Annotated in this window: 19 protein-coding genes; 17 read left to right on the top strand and 2 right to left on the bottom strand. The window is 38.9% G+C overall.

The window, feature by feature from the left end:
• Positions 1–5 precede the first annotated feature (5 nt).
• The 7 genes from menC (at position 6) to FA727_RS15280 (ending at position 6,237) form a co-directional block, all read left to right on the top strand.
• The gene (gene menC / locus FA727_RS15310; protein ID WP_136832256.1) at positions 6–1,127 is read left to right on the top strand and encodes an o-succinylbenzoate synthase; all 1,122 of its coding nucleotides are present in this window, start codon (positions 6–8) and stop codon (positions 1,125–1,127) included.
• 168 nt (positions 1,128–1,295) lie between these two features.
• Positions 1,296–2,099: a basic amino acid ABC transporter substrate-binding protein gene (locus FA727_RS15305; protein WP_136832254.1), complete on the top strand. Its 804-nt coding sequence runs from the start codon at positions 1,296–1,298 to the stop codon at positions 2,097–2,099.
• Positions 2,100–2,234: 135 nt separating this feature from the next.
• Positions 2,235–3,044 carry a formate/nitrite transporter family protein gene (locus tag FA727_RS15300; protein ID WP_136832252.1) on the top strand — a complete coding sequence of 270 codons (810 nt, stop codon included), beginning with the start codon at positions 2,235–2,237 and terminating at the stop codon, positions 3,042–3,044.
• 162 nt (positions 3,045–3,206) lie between these two features.
• Complete coding sequence (locus tag FA727_RS15295) at positions 3,207–4,043, top strand: basic amino acid ABC transporter substrate-binding protein (protein ID WP_136832250.1); 837 nt, start codon at positions 3,207–3,209, stop codon at positions 4,041–4,043.
• Positions 4,044–4,119: 76 nt separating this feature from the next.
• Entirely contained in the window at positions 4,120–4,776 is a 657-nt protein-coding gene (locus FA727_RS15290) for an amino acid ABC transporter permease (protein ID WP_136832248.1), read from the top strand.
• Entirely contained in the window at positions 4,773–5,495 is a 723-nt protein-coding gene (locus tag FA727_RS15285) for an amino acid ABC transporter ATP-binding protein (RefSeq protein WP_136832246.1), read from the top strand. The genes FA727_RS15290 and FA727_RS15285 overlap by 4 nt, the downstream gene beginning before the upstream one ends.
• 337 nt (positions 5,496–5,832) lie before the next feature.
• Positions 5,833–6,237: a LytA/YqiH family protein gene (locus FA727_RS15280; RefSeq protein ID WP_136832244.1), complete on the top strand. Its 405-nt coding sequence runs from the start codon at positions 5,833–5,835 to the stop codon at positions 6,235–6,237.
• Between the two features lie 538 nt (positions 6,238–6,775).
• Here the strand turns inward: FA727_RS15280 and FA727_RS15275 are convergent.
• A complete protein-coding gene (locus FA727_RS15275) occupies positions 6,776–7,990 on the bottom strand; it encodes an MFS transporter (RefSeq protein WP_136832242.1) in 1,215 nt (404 codons plus the stop codon).
• A gap of 187 nt (positions 7,991–8,177) precedes the next feature.
• On the opposite strand from FA727_RS15275, the gene FA727_RS15270 reads away from it, so the two are divergent.
• On the top strand, positions 8,178–8,978 hold the full coding sequence (locus tag FA727_RS15270; protein ID WP_136832240.1) for an HAD family hydrolase: 801 nt from the start codon (positions 8,178–8,180) through the stop codon (positions 8,976–8,978).
• A gap of 81 nt (positions 8,979–9,059) precedes the next feature.
• Positions 9,060–11,171 carry a DNA helicase RecQ gene (gene recQ / locus FA727_RS15265; RefSeq protein ID WP_136832238.1) on the top strand — a complete coding sequence of 704 codons (2,112 nt, stop codon included), beginning with the start codon at positions 9,060–9,062 and terminating at the stop codon, positions 11,169–11,171.
• A 31-nt stretch (positions 11,172–11,202) separates the two neighbouring features.
• Here recQ and FA727_RS15260 read toward each other — a convergent pair whose 3' ends face one another.
• Positions 11,203–12,048, bottom strand: a complete 846-nt coding sequence (locus FA727_RS15260; RefSeq protein WP_136832236.1) for an HAD family hydrolase — start codon at positions 12,046–12,048, stop codon at positions 11,203–11,205.
• A 180-nt stretch (positions 12,049–12,228) separates the two neighbouring features.
• On the opposite strand from FA727_RS15260, the gene FA727_RS15255 reads away from it, so the two are divergent.
• From FA727_RS15255 to FA727_RS24970, 8 genes are all read left to right on the top strand, one after another.
• Positions 12,229–12,990: a threonine/serine exporter family protein gene (locus FA727_RS15255; RefSeq protein WP_136832234.1), complete on the top strand. Its 762-nt coding sequence runs from the start codon at positions 12,229–12,231 to the stop codon at positions 12,988–12,990.
• A 13-nt stretch (positions 12,991–13,003) separates the two neighbouring features.
• Entirely contained in the window at positions 13,004–13,462 is a 459-nt protein-coding gene (locus FA727_RS15250; RefSeq protein ID WP_438646629.1) for a threonine/serine exporter family protein, read from the top strand.
• Between the two features lie 696 nt (positions 13,463–14,158).
• Positions 14,159–14,410 (top strand): hypothetical protein, encoded by a 252-nt coding sequence (locus FA727_RS15245; RefSeq protein ID WP_136832231.1) that lies wholly within the window; start codon positions 14,159–14,161, stop codon positions 14,408–14,410.
• The gene (locus tag FA727_RS15240) at positions 14,407–15,534 is read left to right on the top strand and encodes a GerAB/ArcD/ProY family transporter (RefSeq protein ID WP_136832229.1); all 1,128 of its coding nucleotides are present in this window, start codon (positions 14,407–14,409) and stop codon (positions 15,532–15,534) included. Before FA727_RS15245 ends, FA727_RS15240 begins: the two co-directional genes overlap by 4 nt.
• Positions 15,521–17,107 (top strand): spore germination protein, encoded by a 1,587-nt coding sequence (locus FA727_RS15235; RefSeq protein WP_136832227.1) that lies wholly within the window; start codon positions 15,521–15,523, stop codon positions 17,105–17,107. Before FA727_RS15240 ends, FA727_RS15235 begins: the two co-directional genes overlap by 14 nt.
• Positions 17,104–18,330: a Ger(x)C family spore germination protein gene (locus tag FA727_RS15230; protein ID WP_158318883.1), complete on the top strand. Its 1,227-nt coding sequence runs from the start codon at positions 17,104–17,106 to the stop codon at positions 18,328–18,330. Before FA727_RS15235 ends, FA727_RS15230 begins: the two co-directional genes overlap by 4 nt.
• A 172-nt stretch (positions 18,331–18,502) precedes the next feature.
• Entirely contained in the window at positions 18,503–19,645 is a 1,143-nt protein-coding gene (locus FA727_RS15225) for a DEAD/DEAH box helicase (protein WP_136832223.1), read from the top strand.
• Between the two features lie 59 nt (positions 19,646–19,704).
• Positions 19,705–19,833 carry a hypothetical protein gene (locus FA727_RS24970; protein ID WP_281280902.1) on the top strand — a complete coding sequence of 43 codons (129 nt, stop codon included), beginning with the start codon at positions 19,705–19,707 and terminating at the stop codon, positions 19,831–19,833.
• The last annotated feature ends 15 nt before the right edge of the window (positions 19,834–19,848 follow it).

The following is a 19,848-nucleotide window of genomic DNA, read 5'->3' as shown; positions in this document are numbered from 1 at the left end:
AATTTATGACCATATACATAAAGGAAATTATTCTTCACCGTCTTCGGATGACGCTGAATGATCCGTTTTCCACAAGCTTTGGCACAATGCAGGAAAAAGACTTCTTTGTTATTGAAATGATCGATCAAGACGGTCATCGAGGCTACGGTGAATCTGTTGCATTTACGAGCCCTTGGTATACAGAAGAAACGGTCAAAACGGTCGAGCATATGATGGAGGATTTCTTAATTCCACTGTTGTTTGAAGCACCGATTGAACATCCAAATGATGTTACGAGACGCTTTTCTTCTATTAAAAGAAATACAATGGCCAAGGCTGCCCTTGAAGGGGCCGTGTGGGACTTGCATGCAAAACGGCATAATCAAACTTTAGCCGAAAGTCTTGGGGGTTCGAAAAAAGAGATTGATGTTGGTGTTAGTATCGGCGTTCAACCGACAGTGAAGGATTTGCTGTCAACAATCGAAAAATATGCAACCGAAGGCTATAAGCGCATAAAAATGAAAATCAAGCCAGGCTGGGATATAGATGTTATCAAAGAGGTAAGAAGACAGTTTCCTGACATTCCGCTTATGGTGGACGCAAACTCTGCCTATACACTGCAGGACATTGAGCGCTTAAAGAAACTAGATGAATACAATCTCATGATGATTGAGCAACCATTAGGGCATGATGACATAATGGAACATGCAAAGCTTCAACAGAAATTACAAACGCCGATATGTCTAGATGAAAGCATCTATTCATTGAACGATGCAAAAATGGCGATAGAACTAGGTAGCTGTAAAGTCATTAATGTGAAGGTTGGTCGTGTTGGTGGTTTAACAGAGTCAAAGAAAATCAATGATTACTGCAAGCAACATAATATTCCGGTTTGGTGTGGCGGTATGCTGGATGCTGGGATAGGAAGAGCTCATAATATTGCGATTACGACTTTGGACCAGTTTGTGTTACCAGGCGATACTTCAGCTTCCGATCGTTATTGGAAAAAAGACATTATTGAACCCGAAGTGACAATGGATAATGGTGTAATCAAAGTTCCAACTAAGCCGGGCATTGGTTACGACATTAATTGGAGTGCACTTGAAGAATATCGAATCGAAAAAAGAATATTTAAACCAAAACGATAGGATAAAATCTATCGTTTTTCTTATTTTTATACATCTATATACAGTAATTATCTACCATAATAATATTTTGAAAAAATATATTGCATAAATAATCATGGGTAAGTATAATTAAAACATGTTAAAGAAGACATAAAATAATTTACTAGAATATAAAAGGGGTAGACAAAAATGAAAAAGATAACAAAGTTAAGCTTATTATTCATTGTTGCATTTGCGGCCATTTTAACAGGATGTGGCTCAAACGAAACAAGTGGAGATAGCGATTCAAAAACACTTAAAGTTGTAACAAATGCAGCTTATGCACCAATGGAATATATGAATGGTGATAAGATTGAAGGTTTCGATATAGATTTCATCAATGCTGTTGCTAAAGAAGCTGGATATCAAGTAGACATTAAGCACACTGGCTGGGATGCAATGTTCGTTGAAATTGAAGATAAGATTTCTGATTTAGCTGTTGCAGCGATTACTGTTACGGATGAAAGAAAAGATTCCTATGATTTTTCAGTACCTTACTACTTGTCTACTAATATGATCTTAGTAAAAGAAGGTAGCGATATTAAGAGTGCAGCAGATTTGAAGGATAAGAAGGTTGCTGTTCAAAACGGTACAACTGGACAAGAAGCAGCAGAGTCCATTCTTGGAGAAAACAGCGAGCAACTGAAGAAGTTTGAAGACAACAATATTGCGATTCAAGAACTTTTAAGTGGCGGTGCAGATGCGGTTGTTGCGGATAACACGGTTATTGAAACATATGTGAAGAATAATCCGGATCAAAAATTACAAGTAGTGGAAGATGCAACAGCATTTGATGCAGAATTCTATGCAATTCTTTTCCCTAAGGGTAGCGAATTAAAAGCAGAATTCGATAAGGCGTTAAATACAATTATCGATAATGGCAAGTATGCTGAACTTTATAAAGAATGGTTCGGTGCTGAACCGGATGTTGAAGGGTTAAAAGCTCAACAATAATATAAGTGTTAGAAACATTCCTTTCGTTGTGAAAACAGACTTAAAATGTTCACAAGATTCTAGAACCATTTGTTATAAAATTGGTTGTGTGCATTATTTCACAAAATCAAGAGATACGGAAGGAATGTAGTCTACATGTCTCATTACAAACCTGAGGAAATTGCAACCATTACTATTCAAAATGGTGTAAAAAAAGCCCATTACCCATTATTAAAATCTGCAATCCTAGGCTTTCAGGCTGGTGCATTTATTGCACTTGGTTACTTATTATATATTCGCGTAACAGCTCCGCTCGGAGGAGAACTTGAAGGGTTTTCTACGATTCTAGGAGCTTCTGTTTTTCCAATCGGACTCATCCTGACATTGTTGGCCGGTGGAGAACTTCTAACTGGAAATATGATGGCCGTACCTATGGCTAGATTTGCCAAGAAAATCAACAATCGAGCATTGATACAGAACATAGCAATCATTACATTCAGTAATTTTATCGGCGCTGTGTTTGTTGCCTATTTTTTTGGACATATTGCACAGTTAACGGAAGTAGGTCCATATTTAGAAAAAATGGTAGATATCGTTGAGCATAAATTGGACAGTTCATTTCTCCAAGCTTTTGTATCAGGAATAGGTTGTAACTGGCTTGTCGCGCTAGCAGTTTGGCTTTGCTATGGTTCGAACAGTTCGTCTGGTAAGATACTAGGGATTTGGTTTCCGACGATGACCTTTGTGGCGATTGGATTCCAACACGTCGTGGCTAATATGTTTGTGATACCGGCCGCAATTTTTGCAGGATATTTCAATTGGATGGAATACATTATCAATTTCATTCCAGTATTCTTAGGGAACTTAGTGGGAGGAGCCATATTTGTAGCGATGCTTTATAAATATTCGCTTTATAAGGATGTACTTGAGACAAAGCCCGAGGAAAAAACATGGAAGGTAAGTTAAGAACCCTCATGAAAAATGATTGTAAGTAGAAATATTCTTTATTCTAATATAGGACTATATTAATAGATTATAGGTTGCGTAGGGAACCTTTACTCAGTATAATATCATTATATCGGAATTTATAGAAAATTTTAAACTTACAATCAATGAGGGGGAAGGATTTTGAAAAAATTATCAAAACTAGGCTTAGTCTTGGTTCTAGGTCTTATGATGTTACTAACTGCTTGTGGAACGAGTGAGACGGGATCTACAGATTCAGGAAACTCAGGAGATTCTGGTGCCTCTGATGAAAAGAAGAAATTAAGAATTGTGACGGATGCTGCCTATGCTCCATTTGAATCTTTAGAGGGAGATAAAGTCGTTGGTTTTGATGTTGATTTTATTGGTGCAGTTTTAGAAGAAGCAGGCTATGAAGTGGTAGCACCAGAACATGTTGGTTGGGACCCACTTTTCATTGAAATTGAATCAGAAGAAGCAGATTTAGCTATTTCCGCGATTACCATTAACAGTGATAGACAGCAAACGTATGATTTCTCTGTCCCTTACTTCTTATCTACTAACAAAATCTTAATTCCAAAGGATAGCGATATTAAGAGTGGCGCTGATTTGAAAGGTAAGAAAGTAGCCGTTCAAAATGGTACAACAGGTCAAGCAACTGCTGAAGCAATTTTAGGAACGAACAGTACAGATATTAAAAAATTCGAGAACAATAACCTAGCGATTCAAGAGCTTCTAGCTGGTGGAGCAGATGCAGTTATTGCTGACAACACAGTTATCGAAGAATATGCAAAAAATAACCCAGATCAAAATCTAGTTGTTATTGCAGATGATTCTTTCGAACAAGAATTTTACGGTGTCATGTTCCCTAAAGGAAGCGAGCTAAAAGCTGAATTTGATGAAGCTATCAACAAAGTTTTTGATAGTGGGAAATATGAAGAAATTTATGAAGAATGGTTTGGCGTTGCGCCAGATGTGGAAAACTTAAAAGCACAGCAATAGAGGCAACATACTATTTAATTGCGTAACTCTATCACCTAGTGTTACGCAATTTTTTTTCAGGAGAGGTGAAAGATTGATGGATTTTCGGTTTGATTTAATTGTGGACTATGCTCCCCTGTTTTTGAAAGGGACATTGTACACGATCGGGATTTCACTAGTAGGAATCTTGCTAGGTACGATTTTAGGATTATTAATCGGGTTAGGAAAAATGATGCAAAATAAGCTTCTTGCATTTCCTTTCAACCTATACATCGCTTTTTTTAGAGGAACCCCGTTCTTCGTGCAAATCTTTATCATCCATTTTGGTGTGATTCCTGCTATTTTAGGAACAACGAATGGACTTGCAGCAGGGATTTTGGCTCTATCATTAAACTCTGCAGCTTACATTGCGGAAATTTTCCGTGCTGGTATACAATCCATTGATAGAGGTCAAATGGAGGCAGCTCGCTCTCTTGGTATGAACCACATTCAAGCAATGAGATATGTTATTTTACCACAGGCTTTTAAACGAATGATTCCACCGTTAGGCAATGAATTTATTGTCCTTTTAAAAGAATCCTCCTTAACAGCCCTAATTGCCGTTCCAGAGTTAATGTACTGGGGACGCGCATTTCAAGGCCAATACTATAAGGTGTGGGAGCCTTATTTAACAGCAGCCCTCATTTACTTTATCTTAACTTTAACATTGAGCTATTTATTAAGTCGTCTAGAAAAGAGGTTAGCAACAGAATGATCAAAGTAGAAAAACTTAAAAAATCTTTTGGTGCTAATGAAGTTTTAAAAGATATAAATGTCACAATCCAGCAGCAGGAAGTAGTTGTGGTCATTGGACCATCAGGTTCAGGGAAATCAACTTTTCTTCGTTGCTTAAATTTACTTGAAACCATTACAGCTGGTCATGTTTCTATTGAAGGCGTAGATATTACGGACAAGCAGACAGATATTAATAAAATCAGAGCTGAAGTTGGAATGGTGTTCCAGCAGTTCAATCTTTTTCCTCATAAAACGGTTTTAGAAAATATCATGCTTTCACCTCTTAAGGTGAAAAAAATCACTGAAGATAAAGCAAGAGAAACAGCTCTATCGCTTTTGAAAAAAGTTGGCCTCGAGGATAAAGCGAATGCTTATCCAGATTCTTTGTCTGGTGGTCAAAAACAACGTGTGGCAATTGCGAGAGCTTTAGCTATGGAACCGAAAATCATGCTTTTTGACGAGCCAACATCAGCACTTGACCCAGAGATGGTAGGAGAAGTGCTAGAGGTAATGAAGCAGCTCGCAAAAGAAGGTATGACGATGGTAGTTGTGACACATGAAATGGGCTTTGCGCGCGAAGTTGGAGATAGAGTTCTTTTCATGGATGGCGGCTATATAGTCGAAGAGAATGTTCCACAGGAGCTATTCGACAATCCGCAGCATGAACGTACGCAAGCCTTTTTAAGCAAGGTATTATAAGGGCTAGATGAAAACCGAGTCTATGTTAGGCTCGGTTTTTAGGTATGCTCTTTTCTCAAACTTTGTTGCTTTTTGAACAAAAATTAAAGAATTTATCTTTGTTTTCAACTATATCTAGTCTTAAATCAATGAGAAAAGAGCCAGTTTTTTTCGTAGAAAAAAACATACAAACTAACTACGATGCACAAAATGGATATTTCTACGTTAAAATTGGTAGTAAGATTTTAACAATAATCTCTCCGAAGCAGCCTTTAGGTATGAAAAAATTATGTTATGCTAATGATGGTAGATGAAACTTTACTAGAAATAAAACGTCTAAGAGGATGAGGTGATTGCAATGAAAAAACTAATTTGGGTCTTATTAACCGCACTTGCATTACTAGTCATGACTGCTTGCGGAACAGCCGACACTGAGGACAAGACGACCGGCGATGACCAACAAGTAGAGACAAATCAAGCAGAAGAAAACGCAGTCGATGAGACTGAAACAGATGAGGAAGCAGTAGAAGAAGATACAGCTACCGAAACAGAAGATGTGATTGTTGAAGAAGCAACATATGTGGGGATGGCAGATCCACACACAATTGAAGTAAATACAGAGACTGACACGATTTCACTTCAGATCCTAGATCCTGGTGTGCAGGATGTCGATTTCGAAGCGATTGAAGAAGAGGCTCATGTAACGATCGAGTATCATAAAGAAGGCGAACAAAATATCTTAACAGGTATTGAAATACACTAATAGAAGAGGCTGTTCCAAAGTGAATTTTGGAACAGCCTCTTTTTTTGGTCGGGCGCAAAAAAATTCAATAGTGCCCATCAGGATGTTTTTTTTGAAACAAAGGTAATGATGAAAGCTTCATAATGCCCTTTTTGAAGAAAAAAGAGTAACAAAGGTAACTAAGTAAGCTTCATAATGCCCTTTTTGAATAAAACCGAGCAACAAAGGTAATTATGAGAGCTTCATAATACCCTTTTTGAGTAAAATCGGGCAACAAAGGTAATTATGAGAGCATCATAATGCCCTTAGTGAATAAAACCGAGTAACAAAGGTAATTAAGAGAGCTTCATAATGCCCTTAGTGAATAAAACCGAGCAACAAAGGTAACTATGAGAGCTTTTAATGCCCTTAGTGAATAAAACCGAGCAACAAAGGTAATTAAGAAGGCTTCATAATGCCCTTTTTGAATGCCCTTAGTGAATAAAACCGAGTAACAAAGGTAACTAAGAAGGTTTCGTAATCCCCTTAGTAAAGAAATACTGTTACTATCATGCACCGATCACCCATGCTGCTTCGCGAACGTTGGATATCTTTGAATCACTGCGATAAGCAAAAATCCACTAAGTAACAGTAGTGCGCTTGTGATAAAGAAGACGGATGAGATTCCAAAGTATCCTGCAATGAAACCGCCCATGACAGGCCCAATGACATTCCCTAGGAAGCGTAAGCTTGTGTTGTAGCCAAGCACCTCTCCTTGCATCGCAATTGGTGCTTCCTGGCGAATATAAGCGACCCGCACTGGAATAATTCCTCCGATGGCCATTCCTAGTAAAAATCTGATGATAACGAGTTGCCAAATGTTTGTGACAAAAGCGCCCGGTAAATAAACCACACCTGCCACTAGCAAAAGGGCAATTAATACTTTAATGTATCCATAACGATCCGCGATTTTTCCCCATTGTCGAGCCATCATTAAATTTCCGAGGCCTGCTACCGAAAATGCAATTCCTGAAAAGAAAGCTAGATTAGCGGGACCGTGTAGCTCGCTCACATACAAGGATAAAATCGGCTGAATGCTAAAATGAGCTATTTGAATAAGGGTTGAGATTAATAAAACATTTAGCAGCAAAGGATTTCGTCCAATATGCTTGAAGATCTCTTTTGTTGTGTAAGAGGTTTTTGTTCCTTTTGCATCCTCCATCCTGTATTCCTTGGTCGTGATGACAAGAATGGCAGAAATGAAAATAGCGATGGACGTCCATTTAAAAGTAGAAGCATATCCGAAGGAGTCTGCTAATACACCACCGAGTAATGGCCCGATTAATTGTCCAGTGATACTACCCGTTTGTAAGGTTCCTAAAACTCGACCTGCAATCTTTTTAGGCGTTTGCGTCGAGATGAATGCTTGTGACATGGAGATGAATCCAGCAAATATCCCCATGAACGTTCTTAGTAAAAATAACTGCCAAACCGATTGAACAAATCCCATAATCATAATGGAAAAGGCCATCCCGAATGCAGAAAAGATAAGTATTCTCTTTCGTCCGTATTTATCACCGATTCTTCCCCAAAGTGGTGAAAATAAAAAGGCGGTTACAAAGGTAACGCCAAAGGTCAAACCAGACCAATGCTGAACATACTTCTCTGAAAAGTTTCCGAAGGTCTCAATATAAAGTGAAATAAAGGGAAGAACCATCGTCATGCTGCCAGAAATAAAAAAATTCGCAAACCACATAATACGTAGGTTGTGCTTCGCGATTTGTTGACCGTCCATGAATAACACTTCTTTCTATGAAGAAATTTCGGTTTCCTAAATATTATTTTAACTGAAAAATACAAAAATACAAGAAATTAATATTTCCCATCTTAAAATTGAGAAATAAGCCTTCTCTCGCTATTTACTATTCCCTATTTTGCTTGTAATCTTAGAATAAAAGTATTTGGTGTAGGAGGTTTTCGGAGTGGTTAAAGCGGTTATTTTTGATTTAGATGATACATTGCTTTGGGATCAGAAAAGTGTCAAAGAAGCATTTGTCGCAACATGCTTATTGGCAGAAGAGAAATATGGAATCTCTCATGTAGAACTAGAAGCAGCCGTACGAGAAAAAGCCAGTGGGATTTATGCATCCTATGAAACCTTTCCTTTTACAAAAATAATTGGGATTAATCCATTTGAAGGATTATGGGGAAATTTCCTCGATGATACCGATGATTTTCGTAAAATGAAAGAGATTGCCCCTAACTATCGAAAAGAGGCTTGGACACAAGGATTGCTTGCACTCGGAATTGATGATGCCGTTTTTGGAGAAGAACTGGCAGAGCGCTTCCCGCAAGAACGACGAAATAAGCCATTTGTCTATGAAGAAACTTTTGCTGTATTGGACAAGTTGAAAGATGAGTACAAGCTTCTTCTTCTAACCAATGGTTCACCAGATCTACAAAATACGAAGCTAGCAATAACTCCAGAAATCGCGCCATATTTTGACGAAATTGTTATATCGGGGGCATTTGGAAGAGGGAAGCCAGACCCGACTATTTTTGAGCATGCCTTGCAGATTATGAATGTTTCCAAGGATGAGGCTATAATGGTAGGGGACAACCTAATGACAGATATTCTTGGCGCATCACGAGCCGGGATGAAATCTGTCTGGATCAATCGCCATGATAAAGAACGTAATGAAGTCATTCCAGATTATGAAATTAAGCATCTTGAGGAGCTTATTGAAATACTAGAAACGCTCAATTCTGGTGTTCGCCGATAAAAATCGTTTTTCGCCGACATAATTGAAAAATCGCCGATATAATTTTCGCCGATATCGTTCCACAAAGTGAGGTTATTACCAATGTTTGAACAAGCTGAACAGCTTTTGCAATCCTATTTTGGTTACTCTTCGTTTCGAAAGGGACAAGAAGAAGCCATCCGTTCCGTTTTAGCGGAAAAAGATACAGTCTGTGTCATGCCAACAGGAGGCGGGAAGTCGATTTGCTATCAGATTCCCGCTCTTGTTTTACCAGGTACAACGATTGTTATTTCACCCCTGATTTCCTTGATGAAGGACCAGGTTGATACACTTCTGCAGGTTGGTGTTCCAGCAACTTATATTAATAGTTCCATCACAGTTCAAGAGGCTAACGAGCGCATGAATGATGCGATGGAAGGTAAATACAAACTTATATATATAGCTCCCGAGCGTCTAGAATCCTATGATTTTATTGAACGTTTAGAAGGAATTGAGATTCCTCTTGTGGCCGTCGATGAAGCTCACTGTATCTCGCAATGGGGCCATGATTTTCGTCCAAGCTATCTTCATATTCAAAAGTTAATCGACCGCCTCCCGAATAAACCAATCGTGATGGCTTTAACCGCTACGGCAACTCCACAGGTTCGAGCTGATATTTGTAAAACCCTCCAAATTGCTGAACAAAATACGATTATTACAGGATTTGCAAGGGAAAACCTATCGTTTCAGGTTATCAAAGGGCAGGACCGCTACGCTTTTTTACGAAACTATGTGAAAAAGAATGAGCAGGAAGGTGGCATCATTTACGCTGCCACAAGAAAAGTGGTAGACCAGTTGTATGAAAAGCTCCAAAAAGAAGGAATTGCGGTCGGTCACTATCATGCTGGCATGAGTGATAGCGATCGTCACGAGGAGCAAGAGAAGTTTCTTCAAGATGAGACTACGGTTATGGTTGCAACCTCGGCATTCGGAATGGGGATTGATAAATCCAATATAAGATATTGCCTCCACTATCAAATGCCGAAAAATATGGAGAGCTATTACCAAGAGGCGGGTCGTGCTGGCCGTGATGGTTTAGACAGTGAATGTATCCTTTTATACTCTTCTCAGGATGTGCAGGTTCAGAGATTCCTAATCGACCAATCTGCCGATGAGAGAAGAATTGCAGGAGAGCTAGAAAAGCTTCAATCCATGATCGATTATTGTCATACTGAAAGCTGCTTGCAGTCTTATATTCTCGCATATTTCGGGGATAGCGATGGGGAAGATTGCGGTCGTTGTGGAAATTGTACTGATTCCCGTTCAACGGTCGATGTCACAAGGGAAGCCCAAATGGTTCTATCATGCATCATTCGCATGGGGCAACGATTTGGGAAGACGGCTGTTGCTCAAGTTTTAACAGGATCGAAAAATAAGAAAATCATTGAGTTGAGATTTGATAAATTACCAACCTATGGGATTTTAAACGAAATGAGCACAAAGGATGCGAGCGAATTCATCGAATTTCTCATTTCTCAGGATTTAATTGGTGTCGAGCAAGGGGCTTATCCGACTATTTTTGTGACCCCAGCAGGGAAGAATGTTTTACTCGGAAAACAGATGGTTCATCGTAAAGAAATCATTGAAGTTGTTCAGGTTTCTACAAAGGATCCCCTGTTTGAATTACTTCGTGAGGTACGAAAAACCATTGCCGATCAAGAAAAAGTTCCACCGTTTGTCATCTTTTCCGATGCAGCCCTTAAGGATATGTGTGTAAAATTGCCACTGAGTCCAGATGAGTTTCTGCAGGTCAATGGGGTCGGGGAATTGAAGCTAGAGAAGTATGGGGAAGCCTTTATCCAAGCCATCCTCGAGTTTTGTGAAGCGAATCCAGAACGTAAGAGTGAAGCTTCAGTAGTGACCAATGCAGCTCCAAAGAAAAAGAAACCAGAGAAAAACTCTCATCTTGAAACCTATCAGCTTTTTAAAGAGGGCTTAACGGTTTCGGAAATTGCGAAGAAAAGAGAAATGGCGACGAGCACAATCGAGAATCACATCATGCATTGTATGGATCAAGGGATGGACATCAAATGGACGGACATCATTCCTAGTGCATACGTGCCACTTCTTGAGCAAGCTGTCGAAACAGTTGGCCGGGAAAAGCTGAAGCCGATTAAGGAACAATTGCCGAAAGAAGTTAGCTACCTGATGATTAAGGTATTTTTGGATAAGTAAAAAACTGCCCCGAAATTTGGGGCAGTTTTTATTAACCTATAAATTGCTCTGCTCGCAACAACGGGATGACTTCACCCATTCGTTTTACGACAAGGTCAGCAGAAGTCTCGTTTCCTAAGCCATGAGGGTCAATAAAAATTGTCATACAGCCAAGTGATTGGACGGGATGGATTTCGTTGATCCAATTGTCCCCAACGCTAAGGATTTCATCATACTGAACGTTGAAATGATTTTTGACAAATTCAAACCTTTCGATTGTACGGGTTGGTTTTTCACCATTAAAAATTTTAAAATCGAGTACTTGATCAAGCCCGATTTTTGTTAAAATCGCTTCACTATCTGGTTGTGGACTATTTGTTAATAAAACAAGCTTTACTTTGCTATGTATGCCTTCCAACGCCTCTTTAAAGCCTTCTATCGGTTCCATTTCAAAGTCTGGTCCCATCATATATGCCCTTGTTTCTAAAAAGGCTTGATAACTCTGTTTGCTATTAAGTCCATAGTGGACCGCAATGGAGGTAGAAGTCCACCACGGGTCTCCGACATTTACCATCGTCTCCAGATTAAATTCAATCGGTTCAGGATACAGTTCCTTCACCTTTTCGTCTGGAAGCTTATTGCCGTCCCAATCATACGCTTCCTGTACATGATTATCTAAATAAACTAAGATTAGGTCTCGCAGGGCATCATAAATTCGCCCGATGCGTAGAGGGTGCTTATTTTCTTTTACTGCTAGAAAGTCTTTTTCAAACAATGACTGCTTTTCCAACGGGAGTTTTTCCTTTAGACGCGCTGCTTGAAATTCGAAATGGTGCGTGTCTTCATATAATGTGCCGTCTAAATCGAATACGATTACTTTTATTTTTGTAAAATCCATCTGTATTCACCTCTTTATTAGTGTAAAGAAGTTTGGTAGTGAATGACAAGTGACTGTGAAAAATTTCTGTAAAATTGTCATTCGTCTAGTTTGATATTATGATAATACATATTTAGGAGATCAATTTCTCAGGAGCCTTTTTGAAATTGGTTTAAAATTATTTTTTCAAGGGGAAAAGATATGACGATTCAACAGGAATACACGTATGACGTGATGGAAGTGTGTCTACTTGCAGGAAAAATCATGCTTGAGAGTGGAGCGGAGACCTATCGTGTCGAGGATACGATGATGAGAATGGCCCAAGCGTTTGGGGCGAAGGAATCTCACAGCTATGTCACTCCAACAGGCATTATTTTTTCCATTGAAAGTGAACAACCGACGAAAACAAAGCTGTTTCGCATCACGAATCGTACCACTGATTTACATAAGGTTACATTGGTTAATAGCATATCGAGAAAAATTACGAGTAAGGAACTAGCGATGGCTGAGGCCTATCATGCCCTAAAAGAGATTGAGAAATCTGGCGTAGAGTATTCTGTAAAGCTGCAAGTACTCGCTGCAGCGATTGCCAGTGGATGTTTCTTAATTATGTTTAAGGGAACTTGGGTTGATTTCTTACCAGCGGTAATTGCTGGTGGTACAGGATTGGTTTCCTTTATATTGGCTCAGAGTCTAGTTCCGATCAAGTTTTTTGCTGAATTTGTGGCTTCATTGATTATTGCGCTTCTTTCTCTATTTTTTGTCTCCGTTGGCTGGGGCTATGAGCTTGATAAAATTATCATTGGTTCTGTCATGCCACTTGTACCTGGACTGGTCTTGACGAATGCTGTTCGTGATTTAATGGCGGGGCATCTTGTATCAGGTCTGTCAAAGGGAGCCGAAGCTTTATTAACGGCCTTTGCGATTGGTTCAGGTGTCGCAGTCGTCTTAACTTTTTTGTAGGAGAGTAATGTATATGATTATTGAACAGCTCATTACGAGCTTTATTTCAACCGCAGCGTTTGGCATTATTTTTAATGCGCAAAAGGATTCCTTAATCAAATGTGGGATTGTTGGCATGTCAGGTTGGTTTATCTATGTTGTGATGACCAATTTTGGAGTAGATGCAGTTCCTGCCTCTCTTGCAGGCTCATTTATTGTGGCATTAATCAGCCAGACTTTTGCAAGGATGTATAAAACGCCGATTATCATCTTCAATGTTGCTGGCATTATCCCGCTTGTTCCTGGAGGATTAGCTTATGACGCCATGAGAAACTTTGTTGAAAATGATTACAATTTAGCCATCAGTTTGGCTGCGAAAGCTGGATTGATCTCAGGGGCCATCGCCCTTGGTCTTGTTTTTTCTGAGGTTATTAATCAATTGATTCGCAAGTCCAAGCTACCTCCAAAAGTATATAAAAGATCGAGACTATGATTTAAGAGACGTTCTCCATAACGGAGGGAAGTCTCTTTTAGAGTCTGCATGAAGAGCCCATGAAGACACTATTCCGAGTAAACCAGTAAATAGAGTCTGCATGAAGAGCCCATGAAGACACTAATCTGAGTAAACCAGTAAATAGAGTCCACATGAAGAGCCCATGAAGACACTATACAGAGTGAACGAGCAAATAGAGTCCGCATGAAGAGCTCATGAAGACACTATACAGAGTGAATCAGCAAACAGAGTCCGCATGAAGAGCTCATGAAGACACTATACAGAGTGAATCAGCAAACAGAGTCCGCATGAAGAGCCCATGAAGACACTATACAAAGTGAACAAGCAAATAGAGTCCGCATAAAGAGCCCATGAAGACACTAATCTGAGTAAACCAGTAAATAGAGTCCACATGAAGGGCCCATGAAGACACTATACAGAGTGAACGAGCAAATAGAGTCCGCATGAAGAGCCCATGAAGACACTATTCCGAGTAAACCAGTAAATAGAGTCTACATGAAGAGCTCATGAAGACACTAATCAAAGAAATCAAACAAACAGTTTCCCTACCAAAAGAGACTTTCTCCGTATTTAGGAGCAAAGTCTCTTTTTTATGTATAACGAAAGACCTTTACATAAATAACCAATTTTCTGAGAAGAATATGGAACAAGAAGCAAAAAGTAGGAAGTACAATAATGCTGAAAAATAGGATGATCAGAGTGGTGACTTTCACATTTACAATGATATTTTCTGGACTTTTACTAATGATAGCACTTATCGATATGTTTATATGGCAACAATCTTTTTATCAATGCGTCTCCAAACTTTTCGCCTTAGATGAAGGGGCGAATGAAGGATACGTCATTGCAACAGCAGCTGCCGGTTTTATTTATAGCATCGCATCGGATTATCGCATTAGGAAGAAAAAAAGGTCACAGCAATCATGAGTAAAAAACTCGTAGAAAATATTTCATTATGGCAGCTTGCGGTATTAATGTTTACTTTTGAAATTGGTAGTGTCGCAGTAGTAGGTGTTGGGACAGACACCAAACAAGATGCTTGGATAGCAGTGGGTGTCGCAACTGTTTTGGGTGCGGGACTTGTTTGGTTCTATGTGTATCTTTTAAAGCAGCTTCCAGGCAGAAATTTATTCGAAATGATTACATTTTGCTTTGGAAAATGGTTAGGGAAAATCATTGGGTTATTATATGTTTATTATTTTTTATATATTTCAGCCAGGGTTTTAAGAGACTTTTGTGAACTTATCACATCAGTCATTTTCGAAAACACACCTATTGAGGTTATATCGATTACGATGGTGGGAATATGTGCGTACATGCTCTATTTAGGTCTTGAAGTATTTGGACGAACAGGAGAAGTATTTATTCCTTACGTTTTCACCTTCATTATTTTAATTGGATTAGCTATCTTGTTTTCAGGTGAATTTCAAATGAAGAATTTGCTTCCGATTTTAGGGGATGGCTTGGGACCTATTCTCAAGCATGTCTTTCCAAGACTACTCACTTTTCCATTCGGTGAGTTAGTTACATTCATGGTCATTATTCCATATGTTTCTCATTTTGCAAAAGCTGCAAAGGTGAGTGTGTTCACGGTTCTTATCAGTGGTTTCATTATCATTTACGGAACGGTGATTGAAATCGCATCTTTAGGAGCTAGACAAATGGAGAGAACGGTTTTTCCATTGCTTTCAGCTGCACGAGAAATCTCTTTGCTTGAATTCATTGAGCGGGTCGATTTAGTCATTGTATTCGTCGTTATGTTTGGGATTATCACAAAAGTCAGTGTGTTTTTATTTGGTGGTCTAAAAGGACTTGAACACATCATGAACATTCCATATCGATACTTGGTATTCCCGGTTTCCATGATTATTGGCTACATCGCCATTCAAATCAGTGCCAATAATGCTGAACATATTGAAGAGGGCATTCGTTTTATCCCTCTGTATATGCATATTCCATTTCAGATTATCATTCCGATTCTCATGGCACCTCTTCTTATCTGGAAGGTAAAAAAACAAAAAAGGAGATCGGACGCAAATGGGTCTCGCTGATTTTTTATTTAATCGAAGAAAACATAAGAATAATAATAAAATAACTGCGGAAGAATTATTTCAGCAGGAAAATATATCAAAGAAATATTACAAAAGCTTAGACAAGAACATAAAGCAAATACAAGAGCTTTTTGAGCATTCTTTTGACTTCACAGTCGATAAAATTAAACTTGGTGATACAGATGCATGTGTCTGTTATTTAGGCACAATGTTAAGTAAGGATACTCTTACAAACAAGGTGCTAAATAGTCTACATCCACAAAATGATCATCCAAAGCCTAAGGATATTAATTCGATTCGAGATAATTATTTTCCAACCGTTTCCTATGAATATGCGGATACCTTTCATACGGTTGTGTGGAATGTTTTAAACGGTTATGCGGTCATCATGGTGGATGGTCAAGGGAAGGCACTTTCTCTAGAAATTGGCAATATTGAGAAGCGGGCCATTACAGAACCAAGTACGCAAACGATTATTCGCGGTCCGAAGGAAGCTTTTACAGAAGATATCAACACGAATATTAGTTTAATTCGAAAAAGAATCAGAAATCCTCATTTGAAATTTGAAAGCTTTTATGTCGGTAGGGATACAAAAACACATCTTGTAATTGGATATATGTCGACGATTACGAATGCGGATATTTTGGAAGAAGTTAAAAAAAGAATTGAGAAAATCGATATAGGGGGAGTACTTGATTCTGGGAATATTGAAGAGCTTATTTCTGATAAATCTTTTACACCTTTTCCGCTCATTTTTAATACAGAAAGACCGGATAGTATATGTGGCCACATTATGGAAGGGAAAGTGGCCTTGATTCTAGATGGAAGCCCTTTTGTACTGACTGTACCGAGTGTGCTGACTGACTTTTTTGAGTCCTCCGAGGATTATTATCAACCATTTTTAATGTCGAGCTTTGTACGCTTAATCCGTTATATGTCTTTTATGATCGCTTTAGTCCTTCCATCCCTTTATGTAGCTTTGTCCACCTTTCATCAAGAGCTCATGCCAACACAATTATTATTGAGTATTCAAGCACAGAGAGAGGGGGTTCCTTTTCCGGCTGTAATTGAAATTTTTGTGATGGAACTAACATTTGAAATTATGCGAGAAGCGGGAGTACGGATGCCAAGAGCGGTAGGACAAACTGTTTCCATTGTAGGTGCATTGGTCATCGGCCAGGCGGCGGTTGAGGCTGGGCTAGTTTCAAACGTTTTAGTCATTATTGTCGCGTTCACAGCAATAGCAAGCTTCGTGTCCCCAATTTATAATTTTTCCATTTCGACCAGATTGCTTCGGTTTATTCTGATTCTCTTTTCAGCTATTTTCGGACTATACGGAGTACTATTATTTCTCATAGTAATGGTGATCCATCTTGTGAGCTTACGTTCCTTTGGCGTCCCATATTTGGCAGCAGTTGCTCCATTTAATATTAAAGAACAGGATGATATTTTTGTTAGATTTCCGATTTGGGCGAATCGAAAGCGACCATCTTATTTATACCCAGAATCCCCAATGAAAAAGAAAGGGAAAAACATCCCTTCTCCACCACCAGCAAGGGGGGGAGGCAAGTGAAGAAAAGGCTTCTTTTTCTCCTGTGTGCCGCATCTGTAATTCTTACGGGCTGTTGGGATAGTATCGAGTTAAATGATATCGCCATAGTTACAGGAATGGCGATCGATCCTGGGAAGGAGAAAAAGTATCGATTAACTGTGGGATATGTGAATCCTGCCCAGTATTCCAAGCAAAATCCTGCCCATGGTGCGCCTGTTTCGATCATGACATTGGAAGGAAATTCTCTTCCAGAAATCTCCGCTAAAATGAATGTAGGCGTGAGTAGAAGACTTATATTCTCTCATACTAGAGCCCTATATATTAATGAAAAAGTTGCTAAAGAAGATGGGGTGAGCCATTTTTTAGATTCTTTGGAACGGAGTCCTCAATTTAGAAACGATTTCAATATCTTAATTACGAAAAATAATAGTGCTAGTGACTTTGCAATGATTAATGATCCTGTTGAACGAGTACCTTCATTGAAAGTTCAAAAGTCCATTAAATCCCTCTTGAAAAGTTGGGGAGGCGACCCAAGGGTTCGTTTGACTGATTTTATTGATGCAATTATTGCGGAAGGACGTAGCCCTGTCGCAAGTACGGTTGTTATTGATGGAGATCCTGAAAAAGGACAAAATGCCGAAAGCAATATGGAAGTGAAGGCACCGGCTAGAATTATGCTTGATGGATTAGCTGTGTTTAAGAAAGACAAATTAATTGGTTATTTATCATTAGATGATACTCGGAATTATTTATGGACACAAAAATTAGAATCGACGATGATCAGTATTCCTTGTGAAGAGGACGGGGATAAAAATAATCCCCTTTACTTTGATATTGTTATTACCAATAATAAATCAGAAATGAAAACGTACTACAAAGGGAATCAGCCGCAGTTAGAGCTTAATATTTTTTCCGAGGCAAGTATTAATAGCATGCAATGTCAGAAGGACTTGTCTAGTAAAGAAATTTACACAGAATTGGAGAAGCGGAGCGACAAGCAGATCAAGAATATGATTACTGAAACGATTAAAAAGGTTCAAAATGATTTTGGTGTTGATATTTTTGGTTTTGGTGAAGCACTCAATCGACAGCATTATAAAAAAGCAAAAAAGGTACTTGGGCATTGGAATGAAGAATTTTCTCGAGCAGATGTTGATGTGAATGTTAAGATCGCTCTCCGTAGATCTGGTACAAGGAATAAGAGCTTTATTTCAGAATTGCCTAAGAAGGATGTGGAGGATTAAAAGGATTGCCTAGCTTTTTCCTCCTTTTTTCTGTATCTTTAAGAGTGGCTCAATTCTTAATTTTTTCAAATGATTAGAGAATCGAGTAATGGTATCTCAAAAAGAAATGCTATATTTCATGTATTAGTCCTTGAAAGTAGCCTTAAGAATAGAAAAATTAAAGGAGTACAAAATGAGTGAATTAGTACAAACAGAAATGAAGCCCTTTATCCAAGCTGTATGGGAAAAAGAACAATTTGGACAACCGACACAGGTTCAAACATCTGCCATTCCATTAATTTTAGAGGGAAAGGATGTTCTTGCTGAATCTCCTACGGGAACTGGAAAAACACTTGCTTATTTATTGCCAGTCTTAAATAAAATCGATCCAGATAAAAAATCGATTCAAGTGGTTATTTTAGCTTCATCCCAAGAGCTTGTGATGCAAATTTTACAGGAAGTGCAAAAATGGAGTGAAGGTAGTGGCATTCGATCTGCGTCGTTTATAGGCGGAGCGAACGTCAAAAGACAACTAGAAAAGCTGAAGAAAAATCCTCAAATTATCGCGGGGACGCCTGGACGCCTATTCGAGTTAATTAAACAAAAAAAGGTTAAGATGCACGAAGTAAAAACGATCGTGTTAGATGAAGGGGATCAGCTTTTAACCCATGAACATCTGCCAACCGTTCAGAATATTATTCGTTCGGCTTTAGCGGACCGTCAAGTCGTTCTGTTTTCGGCAACTTTGTCCAAGTATGTTGAAAAAGAAGCGAAGGACTTAATGAAGGATCCTGAAGTCATTCGTATTGAGAAGGATGAAACGATTCAAGCTGGGAAAGTCGAGCATATTTATTTTATTGCTGAGCAAAGAGAAAAGCTCAAGCTGTTGGAAAAAGTGTCCCGATTACCTGAAGCGAAGGCTCTTGTTTTTATCAAGGATATTGGAAACTTAACGGTCGCGGGAGAAAAGCTGGCTTTTAATGGCATTGAGACAGCCCTTCTTCATAGTGATTTAAACAAGGATAAACGAAAAAATGCCTTAAAGGATTTCCGTACAGGAAAAGTGAACATGCTGTTGGCAACGGATGTTGCAGCAAGAGGTCTCGATATTAAAGGGGTCACTCACGTTGTCCATTTAGATTTCCCTCAGGACATTGAGCAATATGTTCATCGTTCAGGTCGTACTGGCCGATTTGGAGCAGATGGAACAGTGATTTCTCTTGTGACAGAACGTGAAGAACGTGAACTAAAGAAATTCTGCCGTGAATTAAATATTTCTGTCGAGCGTAAAGTGTTTTTCAAAGGGGATATTGTTAGCCCTGACGCGCGAAGATAAATATTTTTTGCAAAGAAAACTCATACTACCAATGACAACGAATGAAGGAGTTGAGGTAGTTGGGACGTCAAAAAAAGGGCAATGCCAATGCCGAGCGTAATAAAAATGCAAAAAACCAAAAGGTGAGTTCTGAGCTTGTGGAATTCACGCCAAAAGCCGAAAGAAATCAAAAAAGAATAGAAGATTAGAAAACTGACTCAGGA

It is taken from the genome of Robertmurraya kyonggiensis (assembly GCF_005116465.1).
Classification (GTDB): Bacteria; Bacillota; Bacilli; order Bacillales; family Cytobacillaceae; genus Robertmurraya; species Robertmurraya kyonggiensis.
The sequence above is the reverse complement of the archived record's forward strand: the minus strand, read 5'-3'. Positions and strand labels throughout refer to the sequence as shown.

Coding starts and splice junctions, on each gene's coding strand:
- FA727_RS15285 (WP_136832246.1), top strand. CDS start 4,773: ATGATCAAAGTAGAAAAACTTAAAAAATCTTTTGGTGCTAATGAAGTT.
- FA727_RS15245 (WP_136832231.1), top strand. CDS start 14,159: ATGCTGAAAAATAGGATGATCAGAGTGGTGACTTTCACATTTACAATG.
- FA727_RS15305 (WP_136832254.1), top strand. CDS start 1,296: ATGAAAAAGATAACAAAGTTAAGCTTATTATTCATTGTTGCATTTGCG.
- menC (WP_136832256.1), top strand. CDS start 6: ATGACCATATACATAAAGGAAATTATTCTTCACCGTCTTCGGATGACG.
- FA727_RS15290 (WP_136832248.1), top strand. CDS start 4,120: ATGGATTTTCGGTTTGATTTAATTGTGGACTATGCTCCCCTGTTTTTG.
- FA727_RS15300 (WP_136832252.1), top strand. CDS start 2,235: ATGTCTCATTACAAACCTGAGGAAATTGCAACCATTACTATTCAAAAT.
- FA727_RS15240 (WP_136832229.1), top strand. CDS start 14,407: ATGAGTAAAAAACTCGTAGAAAATATTTCATTATGGCAGCTTGCGGTA.
- recQ (WP_136832238.1), top strand. CDS start 9,060: ATGTTTGAACAAGCTGAACAGCTTTTGCAATCCTATTTTGGTTACTCT.
- FA727_RS15260 (WP_136832236.1), bottom strand. CDS start 12,048: ATGGATTTTACAAAAATAAAAGTAATCGTATTCGATTTAGACGGCACA.
- FA727_RS15255 (WP_136832234.1), top strand. CDS start 12,229: ATGACGATTCAACAGGAATACACGTATGACGTGATGGAAGTGTGTCTA.
- FA727_RS15280 (WP_136832244.1), top strand. CDS start 5,833: ATGAAAAAACTAATTTGGGTCTTATTAACCGCACTTGCATTACTAGTC.
- FA727_RS15275 (WP_136832242.1), bottom strand. CDS start 7,990: ATGGACGGTCAACAAATCGCGAAGCACAACCTACGTATTATGTGGTTT.
- FA727_RS15225 (WP_136832223.1), top strand. CDS start 18,503: ATGAGTGAATTAGTACAAACAGAAATGAAGCCCTTTATCCAAGCTGTA.
- FA727_RS15235 (WP_136832227.1), top strand. CDS start 15,521: ATGGGTCTCGCTGATTTTTTATTTAATCGAAGAAAACATAAGAATAAT.
- FA727_RS15250 (WP_438646629.1), top strand. CDS start 13,004: ATGATTATTGAACAGCTCATTACGAGCTTTATTTCAACCGCAGCGTTT.